The sequence below is a fragment of the Alcaligenes aquatilis genome (assembly GCF_003076515.1).
In the GTDB taxonomy this organism is placed as follows: domain Bacteria; phylum Pseudomonadota; class Gammaproteobacteria; order Burkholderiales; family Burkholderiaceae_B; genus Alcaligenes; species Alcaligenes aquatilis.
In genome coordinates, this window is sequence record NZ_CP022390.1 from 62648 (window position 1) to 82720 (window position 20073).

Consider the following 20073-nt stretch of genomic DNA (forward strand, 5'->3'; position numbering starts at 1 on the left):
GGGCAACGCAACACCTTGCCGAACTCGAAGGAGACCTTCCCATGAACGCTAAACCCGATATCAATGAAATTTTGGCCATGACGGGCCGAAAGTCGATTTATCAGCCCGAGCAGCAGGGCCTGATCTACCCGGAAGAACCCCAGTTTGATTCTTTTGAAGAGGCACGCACACATTTGAAGCAGCGCCTGGTGGCTGCCTGCCGTGCCTTCGCCCTGCATGGTTTGGACTATGGTTTTGCAGGCCATCTGACCATCCGTGACCCCGAGCACCCCAGCTTGTACTGGACCAATCCGATGGCCGTGCACTTTGCTGACGTGAAGGTTTCGAACCTGATCCTGGCTGACCATGAAGGCAAGGTTGTGGAAGGAGACTACGCCCTGAACCGTGCTGGTTTTGTGCTCCATGCCGCTGTGCATGAGGCTCATCCTGACATTGTGGCGATGTGTCATGCGCATACCGTCTACGGCACCGCTTTTGCCTCGCTGGGCCAGGAAATCCTGCCCATTACGCAGGATGCCGCCGCCTTTTTTGAAGACCATGTCGTCATTCGTGAAGAAGCGGGTCAGGTTGCCGTGGAAACCAAAGCCGGCCACAAAGTGGCTAATGCTTTTGAGGGCGTCAAAGCGGCCATTCACCAGAACCATGGCTTGCTGACCGCCAGCCGTCACAGCATTGAAGCGGCCGCGTTTTGGTTTATTGCGTTGGAGCGTTGCTGCCAGCAGCAATTGATGATTGCCGCAACGGGCATCACACCCACATTGGTGACCCCCGAACGCGCTCGCTACAGTCGCGAGCACGTAGGGAGCGAATACATTGGTTGGCTGCATTTTCAGCCTATCTGGGAAAACCTGTTGCGCACCCAACCCGATATGTTTGATTGACCCGTCCCGCAGGCAGCTTGATCCGTTGGGGGCAAGCTGCTGGCTTTGCATAAATAAAACGAGGAGACACAAGCGTGGAACGACGAGCAATGCTGAAACTGACCGGCCTGGCCGGCATTGTGGCCAGTGGCATGGCCCCTGCGGTGGTCAAGGCGCAAGAGAATTTGCGCTGGCGACTGGCATCAAGCTTTCCCAAGCACCTGGATACGATCTATGGCGGCGGGGAAGTCTTTGCGCAGAAAGTGCGTGAGCTAAGCGATGGCAAGTTCAATATCTCCGTGCATGCGGGCGGGGAGTTGATGCCGGCCATGGGTGTGGTCGATGCGCTGGAACAAAACTCGGTGGAAGCGGCCCACACGGCGCCCTACTATTTCTTTGGCAAGAATGAAGCGTTTGCCTTGAGCTGTGCCATTCCCTTTGGCATGAACTCTCGCCAGCTGACGGCCTGGATGTACCACGGCAATGGCTTGAAGCTGACGCGCGACTTTTATGCCAACTACAACATCGTCAACTTTCCCTGTGGCAACAGCGGCGTGCAGATGGGGGGCTGGTTTCGCAAGCAGATCAATACCCCGGAGGATATCCGGGGCCTGAAGATTCGCATTGGGGGTTTGCCGGGCAAAGTTATCGAGAAGCTGGGTGGCATTCCACAAAATATCGCTGGTGGTGAGGTATACCAGGCTCTGGAAAAAGGCGTCATTGATGCCGCTGAGTGGGTGGGACCTTATGACGATCTGCGTCTGGGCTTTCACAAGGTGGCGCCCTATTACTACTATCCAGGCTGGTGGGAAGGTTCAGTAGGACTGGATCTACTGATCAACAAGAAAGCGTATGACGGTTTGTCGCAGCACTACAAAGATATTGTCTCGGCAGCCAGCACGTATGCGCATCTGGATATGCAGGCGAAATACGATGCCCGTAATCCGGGAGCCTTGAAGGAGCTGGTTGGTATGGGAGCCAAAGTGCTGCCGTTTTCTAAAGAAGTGTTGGATGTTTCATTTAAGGCTAGTCAGGAACTGTATGCGGAGTTGAACGAAAGCAATCCGCAATGGCGCACCATCTATGCCGATTATCGTGCTTTTCAAAAAGATGAATTGCTTTGGTTTCGCTTTGCTGAGGCAAGGTTTGACCAGTACATGCAGTCCGTGTCTCTATAAATGACAGGCAGCAGTAGTAGGACTGACGGCCGCTTTCTGTGATGGAAAGCGGTTTTTTTTGTCCGCCGTAGCCGTCCCAAGGCTTGGTGCCCCCGGCAAAAAACGCCCCTGTAGGGGTTTTTTTTGTCCGCTGGCAGGCTGTGTGGATGCGGAAGATTGCTTGGGTAGTTAGGTAAGCCATTACTTTTTTATATGAATGTATAACATAAAGTCCGCACAATTAAAAAGACATATTTTGTCGGTATTTTCCCTAGAATTTAGGCGTAAACTCCCATGAATACTGGTTTTAAGATCATTATCTAACCATGTTCACATAGACAAGAATGGCCGCACTATCATGTTTCTCGAGTTAAATAATAATTATGTCCGGTCAATTAATAGAGATAAACCCATGAAAAACAGGATTCGGGGTGTACTGGCAGCAGCAGGGATGGTGGCCGCGCTGGGCGCCCAGGCTGAAACGCTCAAGCTGGGTGTAGTGGGCGGTATGACAGGTCCAGGGGCGTCCTGGGGTCTAGCCATTGATGGTGGCGTGAAAATCGCCGTGGATGAAATCAATCAGGCCGGTGGTCTGGACGTGGGCGACAAGAAATACAAGGTCCAAGTGCTGACCTACGATGACCATTACAAAGCAGCCGATGCGGTCACGGCGACCCACCGCCTGATTGATCAGGACGAGGTGAAATACATCATCGGGCCGATTGGCTCGGCCTCGGTCATGGCCATGAAGCCTCTTACCGAACGCAACAAGATCATCATGCTGTCCAACAGCTACTCGACCGAAGTGCTGGATGCCAATACACAGTACATGTTTCGCGTTTTGCCCACCCAGTATGAATACAACCGCCAGTTGATTGGCTGGTTGAAACAGGAACGCCCGGAACTCAAGCGTCTGGCGATCTTGTCGCCCAACGATGCGACCGGCTGGAGCACACAAAAGATCCAGACCGCTGCCTATAAGGACGCCGGTTATGACGTGGCCGAGGCCAAGTTCTTTGAGCGTTCGCAAAACGACTTTCGCACCTTGCTCACCAGCATGGTGGCCAAGAATGTGGACTTTATCGAGCTCGATACAGTGCCACCAGGCCCGGCCGGTATTGTGATCCGTCAGGCACGTGAAATGGGGTTCAAGGGCCAGTTCACCAAGTTTGGTGGCAATAACGTGGCCGAAACTGTGAAGTCTGCCGGTGCGAACAATGCGGAAGGGACTTTGGTGTATTTGTCTGCCGATCCGTCCAGCGAGCCCTATCAGAAGTTGAGCCAGGCGTACGCCAAGATCCACAGCAACAGTATGGATGACTTCGTTTTCTACTTTTACGATGCCACCCGCCTGCTGTTCAAGGCCATTAACGAGGCCGGCACGGTGGACGATACCGATGCCGTACGTGCCCGCATTCAAGCGCATAGCAGCTTTGATGGCATTCAAGGCGCGATTGTTTGGGGTGGAAAGGATGTTTATGGCGTGAACCACCAGATTGCGACCCCGGCCTACCTGGGTGTGATCGAAGGTGGCAAGGCCAAGGTCATCAGCAAGTTTGACGTCCCCTAGTGCCCGGTTTTGCTTCAGTACGCACTGCGCCACCGGGGTGGAGTGCACTTTACTATGGTTAGCAATTATGCAGATCGCAATCCAAATCGCCATCATCGCCCTGATGTCCACGTTTGTGTATGCCCTGGTTGCCCTGGGTTTCACTCTGGTGTTTGGCATATTGCGGGTGGTGAACTTCGCCCACGGCGAGTTCTACATGCTGGGCGCCTACGCCATGTATGTGTTTTATGGTCAGTTTGGTTGGTCCTACCTGTCCTCTATCGCGGCAGCGGCCGTATTGGTGGGGCTCCTGGGTTTGCTGGCCGAGCGTGGCCTGTTCCGGCGATTTGTGGGTGACGAGATGGGCGGCATGATCATGTCCCTGGCCTTGGCCATTACCTTGCAGGTCGGGATCTCGTTGCTGTTCTCGGTGGATGACCAGTCGGTCCCTCGCCCGGTGGAAGGCGCCTTGCAAATTGGGCAAGCCTTTTTCGCCGAGGATCAATTGCTGATCGTAGGCATGAGTATTTTGGCGTTGGCGGGCTTTTACTTCCTGATCGAGCGGACCCGTATTGGCATGACGATACGGGCGGTGGCGCAGGACCGGGAAGTGGCCCGTCTGCAAGGTGTCAGCTCCTGGAAGATCATGGCTTTTACCTTTGCCTTGAGCTCTGGCCTGGCCGGTTTGTCGGGCGCCTTGATGGCACCGGTCTACACCGTGCATCCATATATGGGCGAAGCCGTGGTGGTGAAGGCGTTCATCATTGTGGTTCTGGGGGGGCTGGGCAGCTTGCCCGGTGCGGTGGTTGCCGCCTTCATTCTGAGTGTTACCGAGGCGGTGGCGTCCACCTTCTATAACGCGACAGTGGCCACCATGCTGTCCTTTCTGGTTGTGATGGCCGTGTTGTTGGTCAAACCCCGTGGTTTGATGGGGAGGTCGTCATGAGCGCGATCAAAACTGCTTCTTTTTATCCGCGCGATGGCGCTGTGCAATGGGCCTGGCATGTCGTGGTGGTAGTGGTGTTGCTGGGTTGGCCGTTATGGGCGGGACAGCCGCGTTTTGCTCTGCATCTGGCCATCATGGTGTCGCTGTACGCCTGCCTGGCCATGAGTATGAATCTGGTCTTGCGCATCGGTCAGCTTTCGCTGGCGCATGGCGCTTTGTTTGGGTTGGGGGCCTATGCCTCGGCCATTCTCAGTCGAGATTATGGTTGGTCTTTTCCAGCCGCGTTTTTGGGCGCCGGAGTACTGACGGCAGCGTTAGCTGTGATCACCGGCCCTGTTTTTATGCGTATCAAGGGTGTGCATTTTGCGCTCTTGACCTTCGCGCTGGGCGAAGCCGTGGTGCTGTGCTTTGTCGAGTTCCACGAACTGTTTGGTGGCAATAACGGCTTTGGGCAGATTCCGTCCTTGCATGACAGCTTGCCGATTCCTGAGGGGCGTTACGGTATCTATCTGGTGACGGTCAGCTTTGCCTTGGTGGTGTACTTCGTGCTGCGAGCCTTGTATCGCCGCGAATGGGGTATGGTGGCGGACTCTTTGCATCAGAACGAGCAACTGGTGCGCTCCGGTGGTTTGAATGTGCTGCGTTTTCGGGTCAGCGTGTTTGTCCTTAGCGCCCTGATTGCCGGCTGGACGGGCAGTCTGTACGCCCATTACAAAGGGTATATCTCGCCTGATGCCTTTGGCTTTTGGACCGCCGTGGACGTTGTCATCATGAATGTGCTCGGTGGTGTGGGTGCCCTGGCCGGTGCCGTGGTGGGAGCCGCGATTTTGATCCCCCTGCCCGAGCTGTTGCGCGACTTGCTGCAGTACCAGCGTCTGATCTATGGGCTGACCTTGGTTCTGTTGCTCTTGTTCATGCCGCAAGGTCTGGCTGGTGTGTGGCGCAAAAGGCGCGGCGCGCGCAAGGAGGTTACATGAGCGTGCAATTGAGTGTCCATGGCCTTAGCCGACATTTTGGTGGCATCCGTGCGGTGGATGAGGTGTCCTTTAGCACGGTCCCCGGCCAGATTACCGGCGTGATTGGCCCTAACGGTGCGGGTAAAACCACGCTGTTCAATCTGATTGCCGGTGCCACCAAGCCTAGCGCGGGGGGTGTCACCATGGACGGCGTCGCCATTACGGGTCACCCGGTGGAGTCTTTGGCGCGCCAGGGTCTGGTACATACGTTTCAGATGACGCATGTATTTGCGGGTCACACGGTATTTGAAAACTTGTATCGCGTCGCACTGTTTCGTCAGTTTCCTTCGCCCTGGTCGCTGTTCACCCCGTGGAGTGTGCGCCGTGGCCGCCAAGAAGCGGCGCGGCAGGCAGAGCAAGCCCTGGCCTTGATTGGCCTGGAGTCTGTCGCCGATGAGCAGGCCGATTCGCTGGCTTATGGTTTGCAGAAGATGTTGGGTGTGGGCATGGCCCTGACGGCCATGCCCCGCCTGCTTTTAATGGATGAGCCCGCTGCGGGTCTGAACCCGGTAGAAACGGTGGCGATGGCCGATCTGATTGAACGTATCCACGCCAGCGGCATTGATGTGATGGTGGTCGAGCACGATATGGGTCTGGTGATGCGTTTGTGCCAAAAATTGGTGGTATTGGTTAATGGCCGTTTGCTGGCCGAAGGCCCGACCGCACAAATGCGTCAGGATCCACGGGTGATTGAAGCTTATCTGGGCGCGGACCTGGGCAGGGAGCCAAGGCTGAGACCGCCTGTGGGCTCCTCCAGTGCCCAGAGTGGAGCGAGACTTTCGGCCTCGGTAGCGGCTGCCAGCCAGGATGTTGTGGCGACCACGGCCAGCCAGCCTGCCCCCATGCTGGAGCTCAAGGAGTTGGTTGTGTCCTATGGCGCGGTGCGTGCTTTGGACAAGGTCAGTTTTACAGTGGAAGAAGCCAGTGTGTGCGTCGTGATCGGGGCCAATGGCGCCGGTAAATCGACCTTGATGAAAGCCATCAGTGGTTTGGTGCCGGTTGCCGCAGGAGAAATCCTGCTGGAAGGCCGGCCTATCCAGAACATGAGTGCCGAACGTCGTGTGAATTTGGGTATCGCCCTCTCGCCGGAAGGTCGTCGCTTGTTCCCGGAGCTGACGGTGCGCGAGAACCTTTTGATGGGGGCGTATCTGCGCCGCGATCAAGTTGAGGTTACGGTGGACCTGGAGCGTATTTACGGCTACTTTCCCCGCCTGCTGGAGCGCGAGAAAAGCCAGGCTCGTCACCTGTCCGGTGGCGAGCAGCAAATGTGCGCGATTGGCCGTGCGCTGATGTCCCAGCCTCGCCTGCTCTTGCTGGATGAACCCTCCCTGGGACTGGCCCCGGCAGTCATTTTGGAAGTAATCCGTGCGATTCGCCAGATCAGTCAGGACGGCACCACGATTGTGCTGGTGGAGCAAAATGCTCGCTTGGCACTGAAGTTGTCCAACCATGCTGTTGTACTGGAAACCGGGCGCTTGAGTCTGGCGGGCGATAGCAAAGACATTTTGAACAACCCGCAGATTGCGGCGGCCTATCTGGGCCGGGCCGCATAGTCATCGCATCATGCCTAATATTTACCAGGTTGCCATGTTTAATGCCCAGCGCCACCCCGGCAAGGTGGTGGTCTCGGACGAGCGTCAGGCTTTGCCTTTTGGTCAGCTCTGCGTCCGTGCGCAGGAAGTCGTGACGGACGCCCGGTGTTGCATTCCGGCGGTGGCCTTTGCGGATATCTGTGCCGTTGGCGATTCTCGCCTGCAACAGAGCTTGCAAGACATTCACTGTCCGGTGGTGATTGTGGACGGTAGCGAGGTGCCGCCAGAGTTCGCCAGAGAGGTCGAGCGTGTGCTGCAGAAAGGCAAAGTTCCGGTGGAATATATAGAATGGCCGAGCATTGGGCATTTTTCCCAAAGTGAATGTTCCGAGCCGTTCACCCGTGACACCCTGGCTGCGATGCGCCGCCTGTCTCTTTAAGCTGAAAACCGTATGGCAAACACCGAATCCCAGTCCAGCGCCAAGCCCACCCTGTATCAGAACATGAGCGATCGCTTGTTGGAGCTGATCCGTTCAGGCCATTATCCCATCGGTTCCAAGCTGCCCACCGAGATGGAGCTTTGCCAGATGTACGGGGTTGGTCGGCACACGGCCCGTGAAGCCATACGCAAACTGACCGATCTGGGTTTGATCGAGCGGCGCCGCCGTGCCGGTACCACTGTGATTCGCCAGCATCCCAAGCCGCAGTTTGGCCTGGCACTGGACACTACGGACCAGTTGCAGCGCTATCTGGAGTTTACCGATCTACACGTGTATAAAAAAGCGGTCTGTGTAGACAAGCAGCCGCCCGAAACCGAGCTGGATGGCGATCCGACTGACTGGGTAAAAGTGGAGACCTACCGTAGTGTGCCGGGCAGCAAGCGTGGCATTTCCTGGACCGATATTTATTTGCGTAAAGAGTACCAAGTGGTAGCTGATCAGATAGCTACTCAGCCTGGCGGTGTATATCCGCTGTTGGAGGAGCGCTGTGGAGACGTAGTGGAGACCATTGATATGGAGATTTCCGCCTCGCGTTTTCCACCGCATGTCGCGCGCTTTCTGGGGTACGAGGATGTCGATCCGGCTTTGCTGATTATCCGTACTTTCCGCAATCAGGCGGGCAAGATCATGGAAGTGTCGGTCAGCTTTTACCCCCCTTATGAATTTCGCTACGTCACGCGCCTGTCGCGCAGTGATGGGAGCCACCGCTCACTGAGCTGATTTTTCCGATCCTTTGGGCAGACATTCATGAAACGCAATGATGGCCGCAGCGTGACGGTCACGGTGATGGGCGACCATGCGTTGAGTCAGAGCCTCAGGTGCCCCTTCCATCGTTGTGGAGAGGGGCCACCTCTACCTGGTATCAGGCGGTTTGGCGCGCTTGTGCCAGACGTCCCATGTTGGTCGGAAACAAATCCAGGCCAGCGGTTGCCACCAGATCCCAGAAGCCGGCGGGAGAACTGGAGACTACGGTGACGCCCAATTTATCTTCCACCTGACGCACGGCTTCCAGCGACACCAACCCCCCGCATGACAGCAGCAAGCCTTGTGCTTGACCGGGAGCCTGCTCTTGGGCGATGTCCCAGGTTTTCAGGCAAAGGTTGACCAACTCCTGCGTGCTGATTTGCGACATGGCCGTGACGTCATTGACGCCCAGACCATAAGCGCACACGGCTTGAATCTGGTTTTGTGCCAGAAAACGGACCAGACGCTGGTTCACGTCGTCAATGTAGGATGAGGCTACTGCGACCCGCTCGATACCGCTGACACGCAGGCCGCGCAAGATGGCGTGGCTCATGGTGGAGCATGGCAGGCCCGTGGCTTCACGCAGGCGGGCGACCAGTTCGTCGTTAAAGTCCGAGCCCCTGTAAAAGCTGAGCGAGGTGCCCATCAGTGACACGGCCTGGGCGCCACGGGCAGCCAGTTGCTGAGCCGCTTGTACAACCTGGTCAATGACCTGGTCATAGCCCTCCTTGTCTACCGAACTGAGCGCCAGACCTTGGGCGATGAAGTCAATTTCCGGGTACATTTCCGGGCCTTCCGGAGGCACCAGACCGGCGGCCGGTGGCACGATCAGGCCCAGGACGGGGCGTTTGGTGTCAGAGTTGTCAGTCGTCATAACAGTCACTGCTTGTTTCATTGTTTAAAGTCGAGTTGGGCGCTTTTGATCACGTTGGCCCAGCGTTCGGTCTCTTCACCCAGCCATTGTTCGGTGGTCTGGGCATTCTGGTAACCGGCGACTGAACCTTGAGCCAGGAAAGCATCCTGTACCTGCTTTTGCTGCATGCTGTTTTCCAGCGCCTTGCTGACGGTGGCGACCAGGGCAGGGTCTACGTTTTTGGGGGCCAGCATGAACAGCGACGGTGTCACGCTGTAGCCGGGAATGGTTTCCGAGACGCTGGGCAGATCGGGCATGCCGGGAAAGCGGCGTTCGGACAAGGTGGCCAGCAGACGGATGCGGCCGGAGTTGGCCAGGCCAATTGAAGAGGCCAGGCTGGCAAAGGACATGGATACTTCACCGGCGGCCAGAGCCTGACTGGCGGGAGCGCCACCACGATACGGGACATGAACCAGTTCTGTCTGGGTTTTCAAGGCGAACAACTCGCCACCCAGGTGGTGTACCGAGCCCACACCCACCGAGGCAAAGGTTTCAGTTTGAGCGGGCGCCTTGCGGATCACTTCGATGAGCTCGGCCACGGTCTTGACGGGGCTGTCACCGGGAACAGCCAGGGCCAGATCAGACTGGCCCACCATGCCAATCGACGTGAAATCGCGCTGCAAGTCATAACGCAGCGCCGGGTAGATGTAGGGAGCGACCAGCAAGGAGGTATCGGCAAATAGCAGCGTGTTGCCGTCAGCCTGGGATTTGGACACGTAGTCGGCAGCAATGGTGCCACCGGCGCCGGATTTGTTCTCCACAATCACGGTGCGATCCAGCTCTTTGCTGAGCGCCTGGGCGGTCACGCGGGCCAGGGTGTCGACCCCGCCGCCGGGTGCAAAACCCACGACCAGACGAATAGGTTCTGCCGCGTGTACCGCAGCCAGAGGGGTTAATGTCAGGGCGAGCGCAGCCAGCGCACGCCGTGTGAAACGGCTTGCAAACATGAGAAAGTCTCCTCGGTATGAGTGGTAGTTTTTTTAGCGAATTATTTATTTAGTGCCGCATATAGAACCCGGCTAATGGGTTGAGCTGGGCATGAAGCCAGCTATAACGCTCGCGCTTGTCGAACTCCCATTTCTCGGGATGGGCTTGGGCGACACGGCGCAGGGATTCGGCACCGGACAGCACATGGCTGGCCGCAGCCTGCATGGCGCTGGGGCCGTCGCGCAGGGCCAGAGCCTGGGTCAAGGCCTGATGTTCATGCCAGGACTGCTCCATGCGGTTTTCCTGATCCAGATGGCGGTGGCGGTAAGGGTTGGTCAGACGGCGCAGATGTTCAATTTGCTGCACCATGAAGGTATTGCCGGCAATGCTGTGAATCAGGGCGTGTAGTTCGGCGTTGTACGTGGCGTAGTCAGCCAGGCTTTTTTCCTGCAGGGCCTTGGCACCGCGTTTTTGCAAACGCTCCAGCTCGCGGATCTGCGCATTGCTGATGCGGTAGGCCGCCAGTTGGGTACAGGCGCCTTCCAGCAAGGCCAGGGTTTCCAGCATTTCTTCCAGTTCTTCAATGGTGTGCTGGGTGACAAAAATGCCAGCTCGGGGGGCGATGCGAACTTGCCCGGTGGCCGCCAACTGCAGCAAGGCTTCGCGCACCGGGGTGCGTGATACCCGGAAAAACGTGCACAGCAAGGATTCATCAATGGCGCTGCCTGGCGGCAGATCACCGCTGGCAATGCGGTGCTCCAGTTCGATCCGTACCCGGTCGGTATTGCTAAGCGTCATGTCTGTCTCCCATGCCTATTGCTATTTTTTAGGCTTAAATGATTCTAGGGAGGGCTTTTTGATATATCAATTAAGGCTTATCCGAGGGTAAAGAAAGAGTGGTCCCGTTTTGATTCGGGCTGATTTCGCGGATAATCATTTTTTGCCCCCCTCTGCCCCTGTTCGGTCATAGGGAAAAGCACGCTATTTTTCGGATAAAAAAACCATGAGCGAAGAACGTAAACCACTGGACGCATTGGCCAGTGGTGCCATGCTGGTGTTGTGCCTGATCTGGAGCTTTCAGCAGATCTTGCTCAAGGCGACGGCACAGGACATGGCCCCCATCTTCCAGATTGGTCTGCGCTCGGGCGTGGCCTGCGTGCTGGTCGCTTTGCTGGTTCTGGTGCGGACACACAAGCTGGCCTTTACAGAAGGGGCCTGGAGGCCGGGCTTGATGGCCGGTTTGCTGTTTGCGCTGGAGTATTTGCTGCTGGGCGAAAGCCTGCGTTTTACCTCGGCAGCGCACGTGGTGGTGTTTCTATACACGGCGCCCGTGTTTGCGGCTTTGGGTCTGCATATACTTTTGCCTTCGGAGCGTTTGGCCCGCCTGCAATGGGTGGGCATCGGCCTGGCGGTGGCGGGTATCGCCATTACCTTTTTAGGCCCGGCCAGCATGGATGGGACTGATCTGGGTCGCATGCTGATTGGGGACTTGATGGCCTTGGCAGCCGGGGCCTTGTGGGGCTTTACCACCGTGTTGATCCGCAGCACGCGCCTGTCTGCTGTTCCGCCTTCGGAGGCCTTGCTGTATCAACTGTTCAGTGCTTTTGTGATTCTGATGGTGGCTGCGGTGGTCAGCGGTCAAACCCAGGTGCATTGGTCGGGTTTGCTGGGCGCCAGTCTGGTATTTCAGTCCGTGGTGGTGGCTTTTCTAAGCTTTCTGGTCTGGTTCTGGTTGCTGCGTAATTATCAGGCCTCGCGCCTGGGGGTGTTCTCTTTTGCGACTCCACTGTTCGGTGTGTTATTTGGTGCTTTCTTGCTGGGCGAAGCCATAGAACCCCGTTTTGTGATGGGCGCTTTACTGGTGCTGATGGGCATTACCCTGGTCAGTGCCTATAGCTGGATCAGTCAGCTGCGACGTCGCAGAACGTGAGCGAGTCAGCGATCCGATGCGAACGCCCTTAAGGGGCAAGGCGTTGCCGCAAGCTGCTTTTCAACCAGCGGCAAAATTGGCGAGCATCACGTTGTTGGGGTGATTGTGCGTTGACATAGGCCATGTAGGTTGCGCCTGTGGCAACCTGGCCAGGGCCCACTTCCCGCAAGACGCCATCGCGTAGATGGTCCATGACCAGTAAACGTGGCACAACCAGAAATCCTGATCCGGCAATGGCCCCGGCAATGGCGAAAAACAGGTGATCGTAGGTGGCGCTCATCAGCAGACGCGAAGGCTCAATCCCCTGATCCAGAGCCCATACACCCAATATGTCGGGGCGTGAGCGCGCGGTCACCATAGGCCAGTGCTCCCACGTTTGCCCGCTGTGTTGCTGAATCAAGGCCGGTGCGGCCACACAGACGAGTTCTTCACGTGTCAGCTCCCAGCTTTCGCTATCGGGCAGGTTTAAATCCCGGCTGATCAGGACATCGAATTCTTCATTAGGGCGTGGTGGCGATAGATTGGTGATCAGATCAATCTGCATGGCGTGCTGGGCGGTGAACTGGCCAAGCATGGGAACCATCACCGTCATTGAAAAACTGGGCATGGACGTGCGGACTCGCAGCCGTCCGTGCTGATCCGGCTGATGGGCGATTTGCTGAATGGCCATCTCCAGGGTGGCCATTGCATCTTTGACCGTGTCATACAACTGCAGGCCGGCTGCCGTCAGCTCAATATAGGGACCTCGTCGAATGAACAGGGCCTGTTTGCTGACTTTTTCCAAGGTGGCGATATGTCGGCTGACTGCGCTTTGGGTGATCCCCAGGCTTTGGGCTGCACGGGTGAAATTGCCTTGTCGGCCCACGGCGACAAATACGCGCAGTGGAACCAGAGGAACCGTCTCAAGCATGATTAAAACTCATGATAGGGTCACGACTAATAGGGGGTGGAGGTAGGGTGTAACAGAACGGTCATCTACGATAAATACCATGATTTCCATGCGATTTTATTTAAATTTCAGGAAATAATCATGCAAAACCGTTTTCCTTATCTATCCGCTTTGCTCATGCTTTCTTGCCTGGCTTCGGGCGCCGCCAAGGCCGATGAGGTGGTGTTGTACTCCTCTAATAATATCGATGTGGTGAACACGGTGATTGAGCAGTTCCGTCAGGTTCATCCCGAGATAGCGGTGTCCGTGGTGCGGGCGGGTTCCGGTGCCTTGATGCAGCGTATCAAGGCAGAGGCCGATCAACCTTTGGGTGACTTGTTCTGGTCGGGTGGGTTTTCCACCTTGTCGCAGTATGCCGATTACCTGGCGCCCTACTCCTCGCCTGAAGCCTCGGCGGTAGGAGCCCAGTTTCAGGGGCCAGACCAACGCTGGCTGGGTACCAATACCCATGTCACGGTGTTGATGGTCAATGAGCGTCAGTTGGGCAAACTCCAGGCTCCTGCCAGTTGGGCGGATCTGGCTGATCCTGCCTGGAAGGGCAAGATCGTGATTCCTGATCCGGCACGCAGCAGCTCCTCCTATGTCGCCCTGTACGGTTTGCAGGAGTTGATGGGTCAGGACGTGTTTGAAAAAGTGGCTCGCAATGCCGTGGTGGTCGGCACGACAGCGGGCGCCTACGAAGGCGTTGCCAATGGCGAGTTCGCGGTTGCGGTAACGATGGAGTATGCCGCCTATCAATATGTGGCCGGTGGGCTGGATACGATTGATCTGGTCTACCCCAAAGAGGGCACTTTCCTGTCGCCGGAAGGGATGGCCTTGATTAAGGGTGGGCGTAATCCCGAGTCTGCCCGCAAGTTGTACGACTTCCTGGCCTCGCGTCCTGCACAGGAAGAGGTATTCAAAAGTGCGTTTCGCCGTCCTTTACGCAGCGATATTGCCGTCAATACGCTGACAAGCCTGCCTGCCATGGATCAGATCCGTGTGCATGCACTGGACGATGAGCGTATGGGTGCCGATCGTGAGGCTTTCCTGGCGCGTTGGCGTGATCTGGTTTCGCAGCGCTAGGCAGGACTCCTATGCAGATACATTTATCAGGCATTCAGCAAAGCTACGGCGCACAGACCTTGTTTCAGGGTTTGGATCTGAATATCCCCAGCGGCTCCTTGTTTACCCTGTTGGGGCCGTCGGGTTGTGGCAAGACGACCTTGCTACGCATGTTGGCCGGATTTGTGCGCCCTGATCATGGCAAGGTGCTGTTCGGCCAGAAAGAGATGACGCAGGTGCCTGTGCACAAACGCAATGTGGGCATGGTGTTTCAGGATTACGCCTTGTTTCCGGACCGCAGCGTGCTTGATAACGTTAGCTACGGTTTGCTGGCGCGTGGTCAGTCTCGCACTCAAGCCCGTGGTCCCGCTTTGGACATGTTGGCGCGGGTAGGTTTGAAGGATAAAGCGGATGCCTTGCCGTCCGCGCTGTCCGGGGGGCAGCGACAGCGAGTGGCCATGGCACGCGCCTTGGTGATCAAGCCTGATCTGCTCTTGCTGGACGAGCCCTTGTCTGCCCTGGATGCAAAGCTGCGCACGGACTTGCGCGAAATGCTGCGGGACTTGCAGCAGGAAGCCGGCATTACCACCGTGTTTGTGACGCATGATCAGGAAGAAGCGCTAAGCGTGTCTGACTACATTGCCGTGATGGACCGGGGATGTGTCCGTCAGGTCGGCACGCCTGAGCAGATTTACCGCTGCCCTGACAACAGCTTTGTGGCCGATTTTGTGGGTGGGGCCAATCTGATCGAGCTTCAAGAGGAACTCGGTCAGGCTGCAGATGGCTGCCGCCGCTTCCGGACAGCGGGTTGCATAGTGCGTATCCAGTCTGCCGGACGTTTTTCTGAGCAGACGATGTTGGCTGTGCGGCCTGAAACCCTGAGTGTGGATGCCTTGCGTCCGCTGGATGAGGGTGACATTGCCGCGCGGATTGAAAGCGTGGATTACCGAGGCCCCAGTACGGCGTATCAATTGCGCACGGAATTTGGTTTTCTGAAAGCGGTGGTTTGGAACACCGGCGCCGTGCAGAGTTGGGAGCGAGGGGATGCGGTGGTCTTGCGCGTTCCCGAGTCGGCTCTTTTGGTGGAGCGGACATGATGCTGGGTTCTTTGCGACGCGATCCAGCCTGGCTGATGCTGGCTCTGGGGGCCGTGGCCTTGCTGGGCTACTTTTTGCTGTGGCCGGTCTTGTCCATGCTGGCCAGTTCCCTGGTCAACCAGGACGGTCAGTTTGGTTTGCATGGTTACGTGCAGTTTTTTTCGGAACCGGCGTACCGGGAGAGCCTGTTCAACACCTTGTGGTTGGGCGGTGCGGTAACCCTGCTCAGTCTGGTGCTGGGCGCCGGTTTGGCCCTGGCAGCCGCGCGCTTTTCCTTCCCATTGGCCGCCTGTCTGGGTGTGTTGCCCTTGCTGACCTTGGTCATTCCGGATGTGGTGGTGGCCGCGGCCTGGATTGTGGTGTTGGGTAAACAAGGCGTGCTCAATAGCCTGCTGGCTCCCTTTGGCCTGGAGTTGCCTTCCTTGTACTCCTGGTGGGGTCTGGTTTTTGTGATGACCTTGAACAACTACGTGTATGCCTATGTGGCTGTGCTGGTAGGTTTGAAGTCCATGGATCGCAACCTGGAAGAGGCGGGTCTCAGTCTGGGCAGCTCACCGGGGCGCACGTTGCGCACTGTGACCTTCCCTCTGATGGTGCCGGCTTTATGCGGTGCTGCGGTGCTGGTTTTCATGCACGTTATCGGGGATTTTGGCGTTCCAGCCATTCTGGGCGCCCGTACCCCCGTGTTGGCGGTCAAGACGTATAACGAGTTTGTCAGTGAAATGGGCGGTAACCCGCAAATGCAGACCACCATGGCGTCTTTGCTGGTGTTTCTGGGTTTGGTTTTGCTGTTGATCCAAAAGTGGGTGGTGGCCCGACGCACCTACCAGATGGAGTCCGGACGGGCCCCTGTGCGGGTGCCTTTGCGTGCGTGGCAGGCAACCGTGTGCGCCACCCTGGTGTCGATCCTGGTTGTCTTGTCGATACTGCCGGTGCTGGTGGTCATTGTGACCGCATTTACGCCCTCTATCGGGCCGGTTCTCAAGTATGGCGGCTTTACCTTAAGCCATATGCAGCAAGCCTTGGTGCAGGCACCTGGACCTTTGTACAACTCCTTGCTGCTGGGGGCAGCGGCAACCAGTGCGGGTGCCGTGTTTTCTATCGTGGCCGCCTATCTGATCGTCAAACGTCCGTCTGGACTGAGTGCAGGTCTGGACGCGCTGGTCATGCTGCCTTTGACGATTGCCGGCACGGTACTGGGCATTGCCCTGATCAACGTGTTTAACAGCGGCTGGCTGGTGCTGACGGGCAGTTGGGTCATTATGGCGCTGGCCTACTTTTTGCGCCGGGTGCCCACCAGTGTGCGGGCGGCCATGGGGCCTTTGCATAACGTGCGCAATTCCATCGAGGAGGCCTCCATCAGTTTGGGCGTGGCCCCGATGCCAACTTTTGCGAAGGTCATTTTGCCGCTGGTCTGGCCCGCGGTGATTGCGGCCACGGTACTGATGTGGATTACGACTTTGTCGGAATTATCCGCCACGGTGGTTCTGTATTTCGGCGGGATGAGCACCTTGCCTATCGAGGTTTTTCAATTGGTCGACAGTGGACGTTTGGCTCAGGCCAGTGCGTATAGCCTGGTGCTGTTGATGGCGATATTTTTGCCGCTGCTGCTGACCCGTTTCATTTTCAAAGTAAAAGTAGGATGGACACAATGAGCTCTGTGCAATGTCAGGAAGAGATCGCGCTGGCCCAGCGCGTATTGGGAGCCAAGGCATCGGCCACCAAAGAGATGACACGCCTGGCCAATCAAATGCGGCAACAGGGGCAGTCAGTTATTACCCTCAGCCAGGGCGAGCCGGATTTTGCGACCCCCGAGCATGTGCGTCAGGCGGCCAAAGAAGCGATTGATCGCAATGAGTCCCGCTATACCGAAGTAGCCGGCACCCTGGCTTTGCGTGAGGCTGTGGTGCGCAAATTCGAGCGCGACAATGGCCTGCACTTCAGCCCGGATCAGATCCAGGTGGGTTGCGGGGCCAAACAAGCCTTGTACAACGCCTTGCAGGCCACGGTACAGGATGGTGACGAGGTCATCATCCCTACCCCCGCCTGGGTGTCTTACCCTGAAATGGTGCTGTTGGCCGGTGGCCAACCGGTCATTGTGCGGTGCAGTGCACAGGCCGGCTTCAAGCTGCAAGCTGACCAATTGGAACGGGCCATCACCCCCCGTACCAAATGGCTGATGCTCAACTCCCCCTCCAACCCCAGTGGTGCGGTGTATTCGCGTCAGGAGCTGGAAGCACTGGAGCAAGTGCTGTTGCGTCACCCCCATGTCTGGGTGATGGCCGATGATGTGTACGAAAAAATCCGTTATAGCGACGAACCCTTTGCAACGCCGGCTGCTTTGTCGCCCCACATGGCAGCGCGCACCTTGACCATCAATGGTGTCTCCAAGGCCTATGCAATGACGGGTTGGCGAGTGGGTTTTGCAGCGGGTCCGCTGCACCTGATCAAAGCCATGAATCTGGTGCAGTCGCAAGCAACCTCACACACCAGTTCCATCAGCCAGGCGGCGGCGGTGGCCGCACTGGATGGCCCCATGGATTTTCTGCCTGAGTTTGTGGAAGCGTTCCGTCGCCGCCGCGACAAGGTGGTGGCCGCGCTCAATGCGATGCCGGGCATTGAATGTGATCTGCCTATGGGGGCGTTCTATGTGTTCCCTAGTTGCCAAGGCGTATTGGGTTTGCGGGACCCGTCAGGTCAGTTGATCAGTACGGATAAGGACTTGTGCATGTATTTCCTGCGTAGTGTTGGGGTGGCCGTTGTGCCTGGTTCGGCGTTTGAACTGCCTGGCCACTTCCGGGTGTCTTACGCCTCCAGTGACCAGGAGCTGGAAGAGGCCATGAGCCGCATTGCCCAAGCTATTGCTCGACTGAGCTGAACCCCTTACGGAGAAACAGTGTGAATAGTAAAAAAAATCAGGTGTTGAAAGCAGCCTTCTCCCAAGGGCGATTGATGACGGCAATGGCCGCTCATAACCCGTTGGCGGCTCGTCTGGCTCAGGATGCCGGTTTCGGGGCAATTTGGGGGAGCGGTTTTGAGTTGTCTGCCAGTTATGCCGTGCCCGATGCCAACATTCTGTCGATGGGAACGCACTTGGAGATGATGCGGGCGATTGCCTCGACCGTGGACATCCCTTTGATTGCCGACATTGATACTGGTTTTGGTAATGCAGTGAATGTCAGCTATGTCATACCGCAGTACGAGGCGGCGGGCGCCAGTGCCATTGTGATGGAGGATAAAACCTTTCCGAAAGACACCAGTTTGCGAGCGGATGGGCGTCAGGAGTTGGTGCGAATTGAAGAGTTCCAGGGCAAGATTGAAGCGGCTTGTGCCGCACGCCGTGATCCGGATTTTCTGATTATTGCGCGGGTAGAAGCCCTGATTGCCGGCCTGGGGCAAGAAGAGGCCCTGAAGCGTGGCCTGGCGTATGAGCAGGCGGGTGCAGATGCCATTTTGATTCACTCCAAACAGGCCACGCCAGATCAGATTCTGTCTTTTGTAGAAGCTTGGACAGGCAAGGTGCCGTTGGTGTTGGTGCCTACGGCCTACCCTCAACTGACTGAGGCCGACATTGCCCAATTGGGCAAAGTGGGCGTGGTGATTTACGGCAATCATGCGATTCGTGCGGCCGTAGGGGCCATGCAAGCGGTGTTTGCCCAGATTCGCCAGGATGGCGGCATTCAGAATGTGGATGCCAGTCTGCCCTCCGTCAAAACCATTATTGGTTTGCAAGGTGATGCCCATATGCGTCAGATCGAGGCCCGATTCCTGCGCTAGAAGGGGCAGCATTGGGCTTCGTATAATGGCTGATGGCCCGATGGCGGGCCCTTAGCCGGATAAATGCGATGCCCCAATCTGCACAAGGCCCTATCCCGGTCACGCTGTTGACCGGCTTTCTGGGCAGTGGGAAAACGACCCTGATCAATCGCGCTTTGCAAGAAGCGCAGATGGCCGACACGCTGGTCATCATCAATGAGTTTGGGCAGACGGCGCTGGACCATCTGCTGGTGGCGCACAGCCAGGAAAATCTGGTGCAGGAGATGGGCAATGGCTGCGTGTGTTGCACCATACGGCGCGATCTGGTGCAGACCTTGCGCGATATTACCTGGCGGTTTTCCAGGGCGGGTCAGCGACAGTTTAGTCGGGTGTTCATTGAAACAACGGGGCTGGCTGATCCCGCCCCTATTATTCATACCTTGCTGGGCGAGCCTCAATTGGCGGGCAAATATCGTCTGGATGCGGTGGTCACGGTCGTTGACCTGGAGCATGCCAGCGAGACCTTGCGTCGCGAGGAGCTGGCCCGGCGGCAAGTCGCCTTAGCCGATCTATTGGTATTGAGCAAACGCGACTGCGTCGATGCCGATCGTGAGCAGGAGGTCAGCCAGCAATTGGCTGGATTGAATCAGGCCGCTCAGCGTCTGGTTTTGGATGTTGGGCAATCTATGGCGCCCTATTTGCTGGCACTGGGCGACCAGCAAGGCCAGTGGGCTGCGTGGGAGGCGTCCAGCCATGATTGTCTCCATGAGCATTATCACGACCATCATCACGACCATGGCGCCGGTGGTGCGCTGTCCGGGCAAGCGCGGCATGGGCATGCTGTCAGTGCGATCAGCGTAGCCGTGCCGGAGGCACTGAATGCGCAGCATCTGTCGGATTGGCTTGATGAGCTGTGTCGTTGGGCGGGTCCGCGCTTGTTGCGTTTGAAAGCGGTCTTGGCCGTGCAGGGCCGGGAGACGGCGCAGGTAGTGCATGCCGTGCAGCATCGGGTCTACCCGTTCGGATCCTTGTCGCAGTGGCCTTGGCCGCAACGGCAAGGGCGTCTTGTACTCATTACGCAGGATCTGGAACCAGCTCAAGTTTGGCAGCGGCTGTGTCAGTTGGATGCGTCGGTTCGTGCGGTGTGAGGTGCA

Annotated in this window: 19 protein-coding genes; 15 read left to right on the top strand and 4 right to left on the bottom strand. The window is 57.2% G+C overall.

The annotated features are described in order from the left end of the window. Nucleotides 1-41: 41 nt before the first annotated feature. The 8 genes from CA948_RS00275 to CA948_RS00310 all read left to right on the top strand — a co-directional run bounded on the left by CA948_RS00275 (nucleotide 42) and on the right by CA948_RS00310 (nucleotide 8279). Nucleotides 42-881 (top strand): class II aldolase/adducin family protein, encoded by an 840-nt coding sequence (locus CA948_RS00275; RefSeq protein ID WP_108727003.1) that lies wholly within the window; start codon nucleotides 42-44, stop codon nucleotides 879-881. A 74-nt stretch (nucleotides 882-955) separates the two neighbouring features. Then, nucleotides 956-2038, top strand: coding sequence for a TRAP transporter substrate-binding protein (locus CA948_RS00280; RefSeq protein WP_203226728.1), 1083 nt, complete (start codon nucleotides 956-958; stop codon nucleotides 2036-2038). A 391-nt stretch (nucleotides 2039-2429) separates the two neighbouring features. Beyond that, the gene (locus tag CA948_RS00285; RefSeq protein WP_108727005.1) at nucleotides 2430-3587 is read left to right on the top strand and encodes an ABC transporter substrate-binding protein; all 1158 of its coding nucleotides are present in this window, start codon (nucleotides 2430-2432) and stop codon (nucleotides 3585-3587) included. A 67-nt stretch (nucleotides 3588-3654) separates the two neighbouring features. Then, a complete protein-coding gene (locus CA948_RS00290) occupies nucleotides 3655-4512 on the top strand; it encodes a branched-chain amino acid ABC transporter permease (RefSeq protein ID WP_108727006.1) in 858 nt (285 codons plus the stop codon). After that, a complete protein-coding gene (locus tag CA948_RS00295) occupies nucleotides 4509-5489 on the top strand; it encodes a branched-chain amino acid ABC transporter permease (RefSeq protein WP_108727007.1) in 981 nt (326 codons plus the stop codon). The genes CA948_RS00290 and CA948_RS00295 overlap by 4 nt, the downstream gene beginning before the upstream one ends. Then, the gene (locus CA948_RS00300; RefSeq protein WP_108727008.1) at nucleotides 5486-7081 is read left to right on the top strand and encodes an ATP-binding cassette domain-containing protein; all 1596 of its coding nucleotides are present in this window, start codon (nucleotides 5486-5488) and stop codon (nucleotides 7079-7081) included. Before CA948_RS00295 ends, CA948_RS00300 begins: the two co-directional genes overlap by 4 nt. 10 nt (nucleotides 7082-7091) lie before the next feature. Further along, nucleotides 7092-7499 carry an alpha/beta fold hydrolase gene (locus CA948_RS00305; RefSeq protein ID WP_108727009.1) on the top strand — a complete coding sequence of 136 codons (408 nt, stop codon included), beginning with the start codon at nucleotides 7092-7094 and terminating at the stop codon, nucleotides 7497-7499. A 12-nt stretch (nucleotides 7500-7511) separates the two neighbouring features. Further along, entirely contained in the window at nucleotides 7512-8279 is a 768-nt protein-coding gene (locus CA948_RS00310) for a GntR family transcriptional regulator (protein ID WP_108727010.1), read from the top strand. Between the two features lie 142 nt (nucleotides 8280-8421). Here CA948_RS00310 and CA948_RS00315 read toward each other — a convergent pair whose 3' ends face one another. The 3 genes from CA948_RS00315 to CA948_RS00325 are packed head-to-tail and all read right to left on the bottom strand — an operon-like array spanning nucleotide 8422 to nucleotide 10941. Then, nucleotides 8422-9177 carry an arylmalonate decarboxylase gene (locus tag CA948_RS00315; protein WP_108727011.1) on the bottom strand — a complete coding sequence of 252 codons (756 nt, stop codon included), beginning with the start codon at nucleotides 9175-9177 and terminating at the stop codon, nucleotides 8422-8424. A gap of 17 nt (nucleotides 9178-9194) precedes the next feature. Next, nucleotides 9195-10163 carry a Bug family tripartite tricarboxylate transporter substrate binding protein gene (locus CA948_RS00320; RefSeq protein ID WP_108727012.1) on the bottom strand — a complete coding sequence of 323 codons (969 nt, stop codon included), beginning with the start codon at nucleotides 10161-10163 and terminating at the stop codon, nucleotides 9195-9197. 49 nt (nucleotides 10164-10212) lie between these two features. Beyond that, nucleotides 10213-10941: a GntR family transcriptional regulator gene (locus CA948_RS00325; RefSeq protein WP_108727013.1), complete on the bottom strand. Its 729-nt coding sequence runs from the start codon at nucleotides 10939-10941 to the stop codon at nucleotides 10213-10215. Between the two features lie 205 nt (nucleotides 10942-11146). Here CA948_RS00325 and CA948_RS00330 point away from each other — a divergent pair, with 205 nt between their 5' ends. Then, a complete protein-coding gene (locus tag CA948_RS00330; RefSeq protein ID WP_108727014.1) occupies nucleotides 11147-12073 on the top strand; it encodes a DMT family transporter in 927 nt (308 codons plus the stop codon). A gap of 28 nt (nucleotides 12074-12101) precedes the next feature. Here CA948_RS00330 and CA948_RS00335 read toward each other — a convergent pair whose 3' ends face one another. Continuing rightward, the gene (locus CA948_RS00335; RefSeq protein ID WP_108727015.1) at nucleotides 12102-12983 is read right to left on the bottom strand and encodes a LysR family transcriptional regulator; all 882 of its coding nucleotides are present in this window, start codon (nucleotides 12981-12983) and stop codon (nucleotides 12102-12104) included. 120 nt (nucleotides 12984-13103) lie between these two features. On the opposite strand from CA948_RS00335, the gene CA948_RS00340 reads away from it, so the two are divergent. The 6 genes from CA948_RS00340 (at nucleotide 13104) to CA948_RS00365 (ending at nucleotide 20067) form a co-directional block, all read left to right on the top strand. Then, nucleotides 13104-14087: an ABC transporter substrate-binding protein gene (locus tag CA948_RS00340; RefSeq protein WP_108727016.1), complete on the top strand. Its 984-nt coding sequence runs from the start codon at nucleotides 13104-13106 to the stop codon at nucleotides 14085-14087. 11 nt (nucleotides 14088-14098) lie between these two features. Beyond that, on the top strand, nucleotides 14099-15163 hold the full coding sequence (locus CA948_RS00345) for an ABC transporter ATP-binding protein (protein WP_108727017.1): 1065 nt from the start codon (nucleotides 14099-14101) through the stop codon (nucleotides 15161-15163). Further along, nucleotides 15160-16818: an ABC transporter permease gene (locus CA948_RS00350; RefSeq protein ID WP_108727018.1), complete on the top strand. Its 1659-nt coding sequence runs from the start codon at nucleotides 15160-15162 to the stop codon at nucleotides 16816-16818. Before CA948_RS00345 ends, CA948_RS00350 begins: the two co-directional genes overlap by 4 nt. Continuing rightward, the gene (locus tag CA948_RS00355) at nucleotides 16815-18041 is read left to right on the top strand and encodes a pyridoxal phosphate-dependent aminotransferase (RefSeq protein WP_108727019.1); all 1227 of its coding nucleotides are present in this window, start codon (nucleotides 16815-16817) and stop codon (nucleotides 18039-18041) included. Before CA948_RS00350 ends, CA948_RS00355 begins: the two co-directional genes overlap by 4 nt. Nucleotides 18042-18115: 74 nt before the next feature. Further along, nucleotides 18116-18940 (top strand): phosphonopyruvate hydrolase, encoded by an 825-nt coding sequence (locus tag CA948_RS00360; RefSeq protein ID WP_230019576.1) that lies wholly within the window; start codon nucleotides 18116-18118, stop codon nucleotides 18938-18940. A 68-nt stretch (nucleotides 18941-19008) separates the two neighbouring features. Further along, entirely contained in the window at nucleotides 19009-20067 is a 1059-nt protein-coding gene (locus CA948_RS00365) for a CobW family GTP-binding protein (RefSeq protein ID WP_108727021.1), read from the top strand. The last annotated feature ends 6 nt before the right edge of the window (nucleotides 20068-20073 follow it).

Excerpts from the sequence above, each read along its gene's own strand:
- CA948_RS00275 (WP_108727003.1), top strand. The coding sequence starts at position 42 with ATGAACGCTAAACCCGATATCAATGAAATTTTGGCCATGACGGGCCGA.
- CA948_RS00285 (WP_108727005.1), top strand. The coding sequence starts at position 2,430 with ATGAAAAACAGGATTCGGGGTGTACTGGCAGCAGCAGGGATGGTGGCC.
- CA948_RS00290 (WP_108727006.1), top strand. The coding sequence starts at position 3,655 with ATGCAGATCGCAATCCAAATCGCCATCATCGCCCTGATGTCCACGTTT.
- CA948_RS00295 (WP_108727007.1), top strand. The coding sequence starts at position 4,509 with ATGAGCGCGATCAAAACTGCTTCTTTTTATCCGCGCGATGGCGCTGTG.
- CA948_RS00300 (WP_108727008.1), top strand. The coding sequence starts at position 5,486 with ATGAGCGTGCAATTGAGTGTCCATGGCCTTAGCCGACATTTTGGTGGC.
- CA948_RS00305 (WP_108727009.1), top strand. The coding sequence starts at position 7,092 with ATGCCTAATATTTACCAGGTTGCCATGTTTAATGCCCAGCGCCACCCC.
- CA948_RS00310 (WP_108727010.1), top strand. The coding sequence starts at position 7,512 with ATGGCAAACACCGAATCCCAGTCCAGCGCCAAGCCCACCCTGTATCAG.
- CA948_RS00315 (WP_108727011.1), bottom strand. The coding sequence starts at position 9,177 with ATGACGACTGACAACTCTGACACCAAACGCCCCGTCCTGGGCCTGATC.
- CA948_RS00320 (WP_108727012.1), bottom strand. The coding sequence starts at position 10,163 with ATGTTTGCAAGCCGTTTCACACGGCGTGCGCTGGCTGCGCTCGCCCTG.
- CA948_RS00325 (WP_108727013.1), bottom strand. The coding sequence starts at position 10,941 with ATGACGCTTAGCAATACCGACCGGGTACGGATCGAACTGGAGCACCGC.
- CA948_RS00330 (WP_108727014.1), top strand. The coding sequence starts at position 11,147 with ATGAGCGAAGAACGTAAACCACTGGACGCATTGGCCAGTGGTGCCATG.
- CA948_RS00335 (WP_108727015.1), bottom strand. The coding sequence starts at position 12,983 with ATGCTTGAGACGGTTCCTCTGGTTCCACTGCGCGTATTTGTCGCCGTG.
- CA948_RS00340 (WP_108727016.1), top strand. The coding sequence starts at position 13,104 with ATGCAAAACCGTTTTCCTTATCTATCCGCTTTGCTCATGCTTTCTTGC.
- CA948_RS00345 (WP_108727017.1), top strand. The coding sequence starts at position 14,099 with ATGCAGATACATTTATCAGGCATTCAGCAAAGCTACGGCGCACAGACC.
- CA948_RS00350 (WP_108727018.1), top strand. The coding sequence starts at position 15,160 with ATGATGCTGGGTTCTTTGCGACGCGATCCAGCCTGGCTGATGCTGGCT.
- CA948_RS00355 (WP_108727019.1), top strand. The coding sequence starts at position 16,815 with ATGAGCTCTGTGCAATGTCAGGAAGAGATCGCGCTGGCCCAGCGCGTA.
- CA948_RS00360 (WP_230019576.1), top strand. The coding sequence starts at position 18,116 with ATGACGGCAATGGCCGCTCATAACCCGTTGGCGGCTCGTCTGGCTCAG.
- CA948_RS00365 (WP_108727021.1), top strand. The coding sequence starts at position 19,009 with ATGCCCCAATCTGCACAAGGCCCTATCCCGGTCACGCTGTTGACCGGC.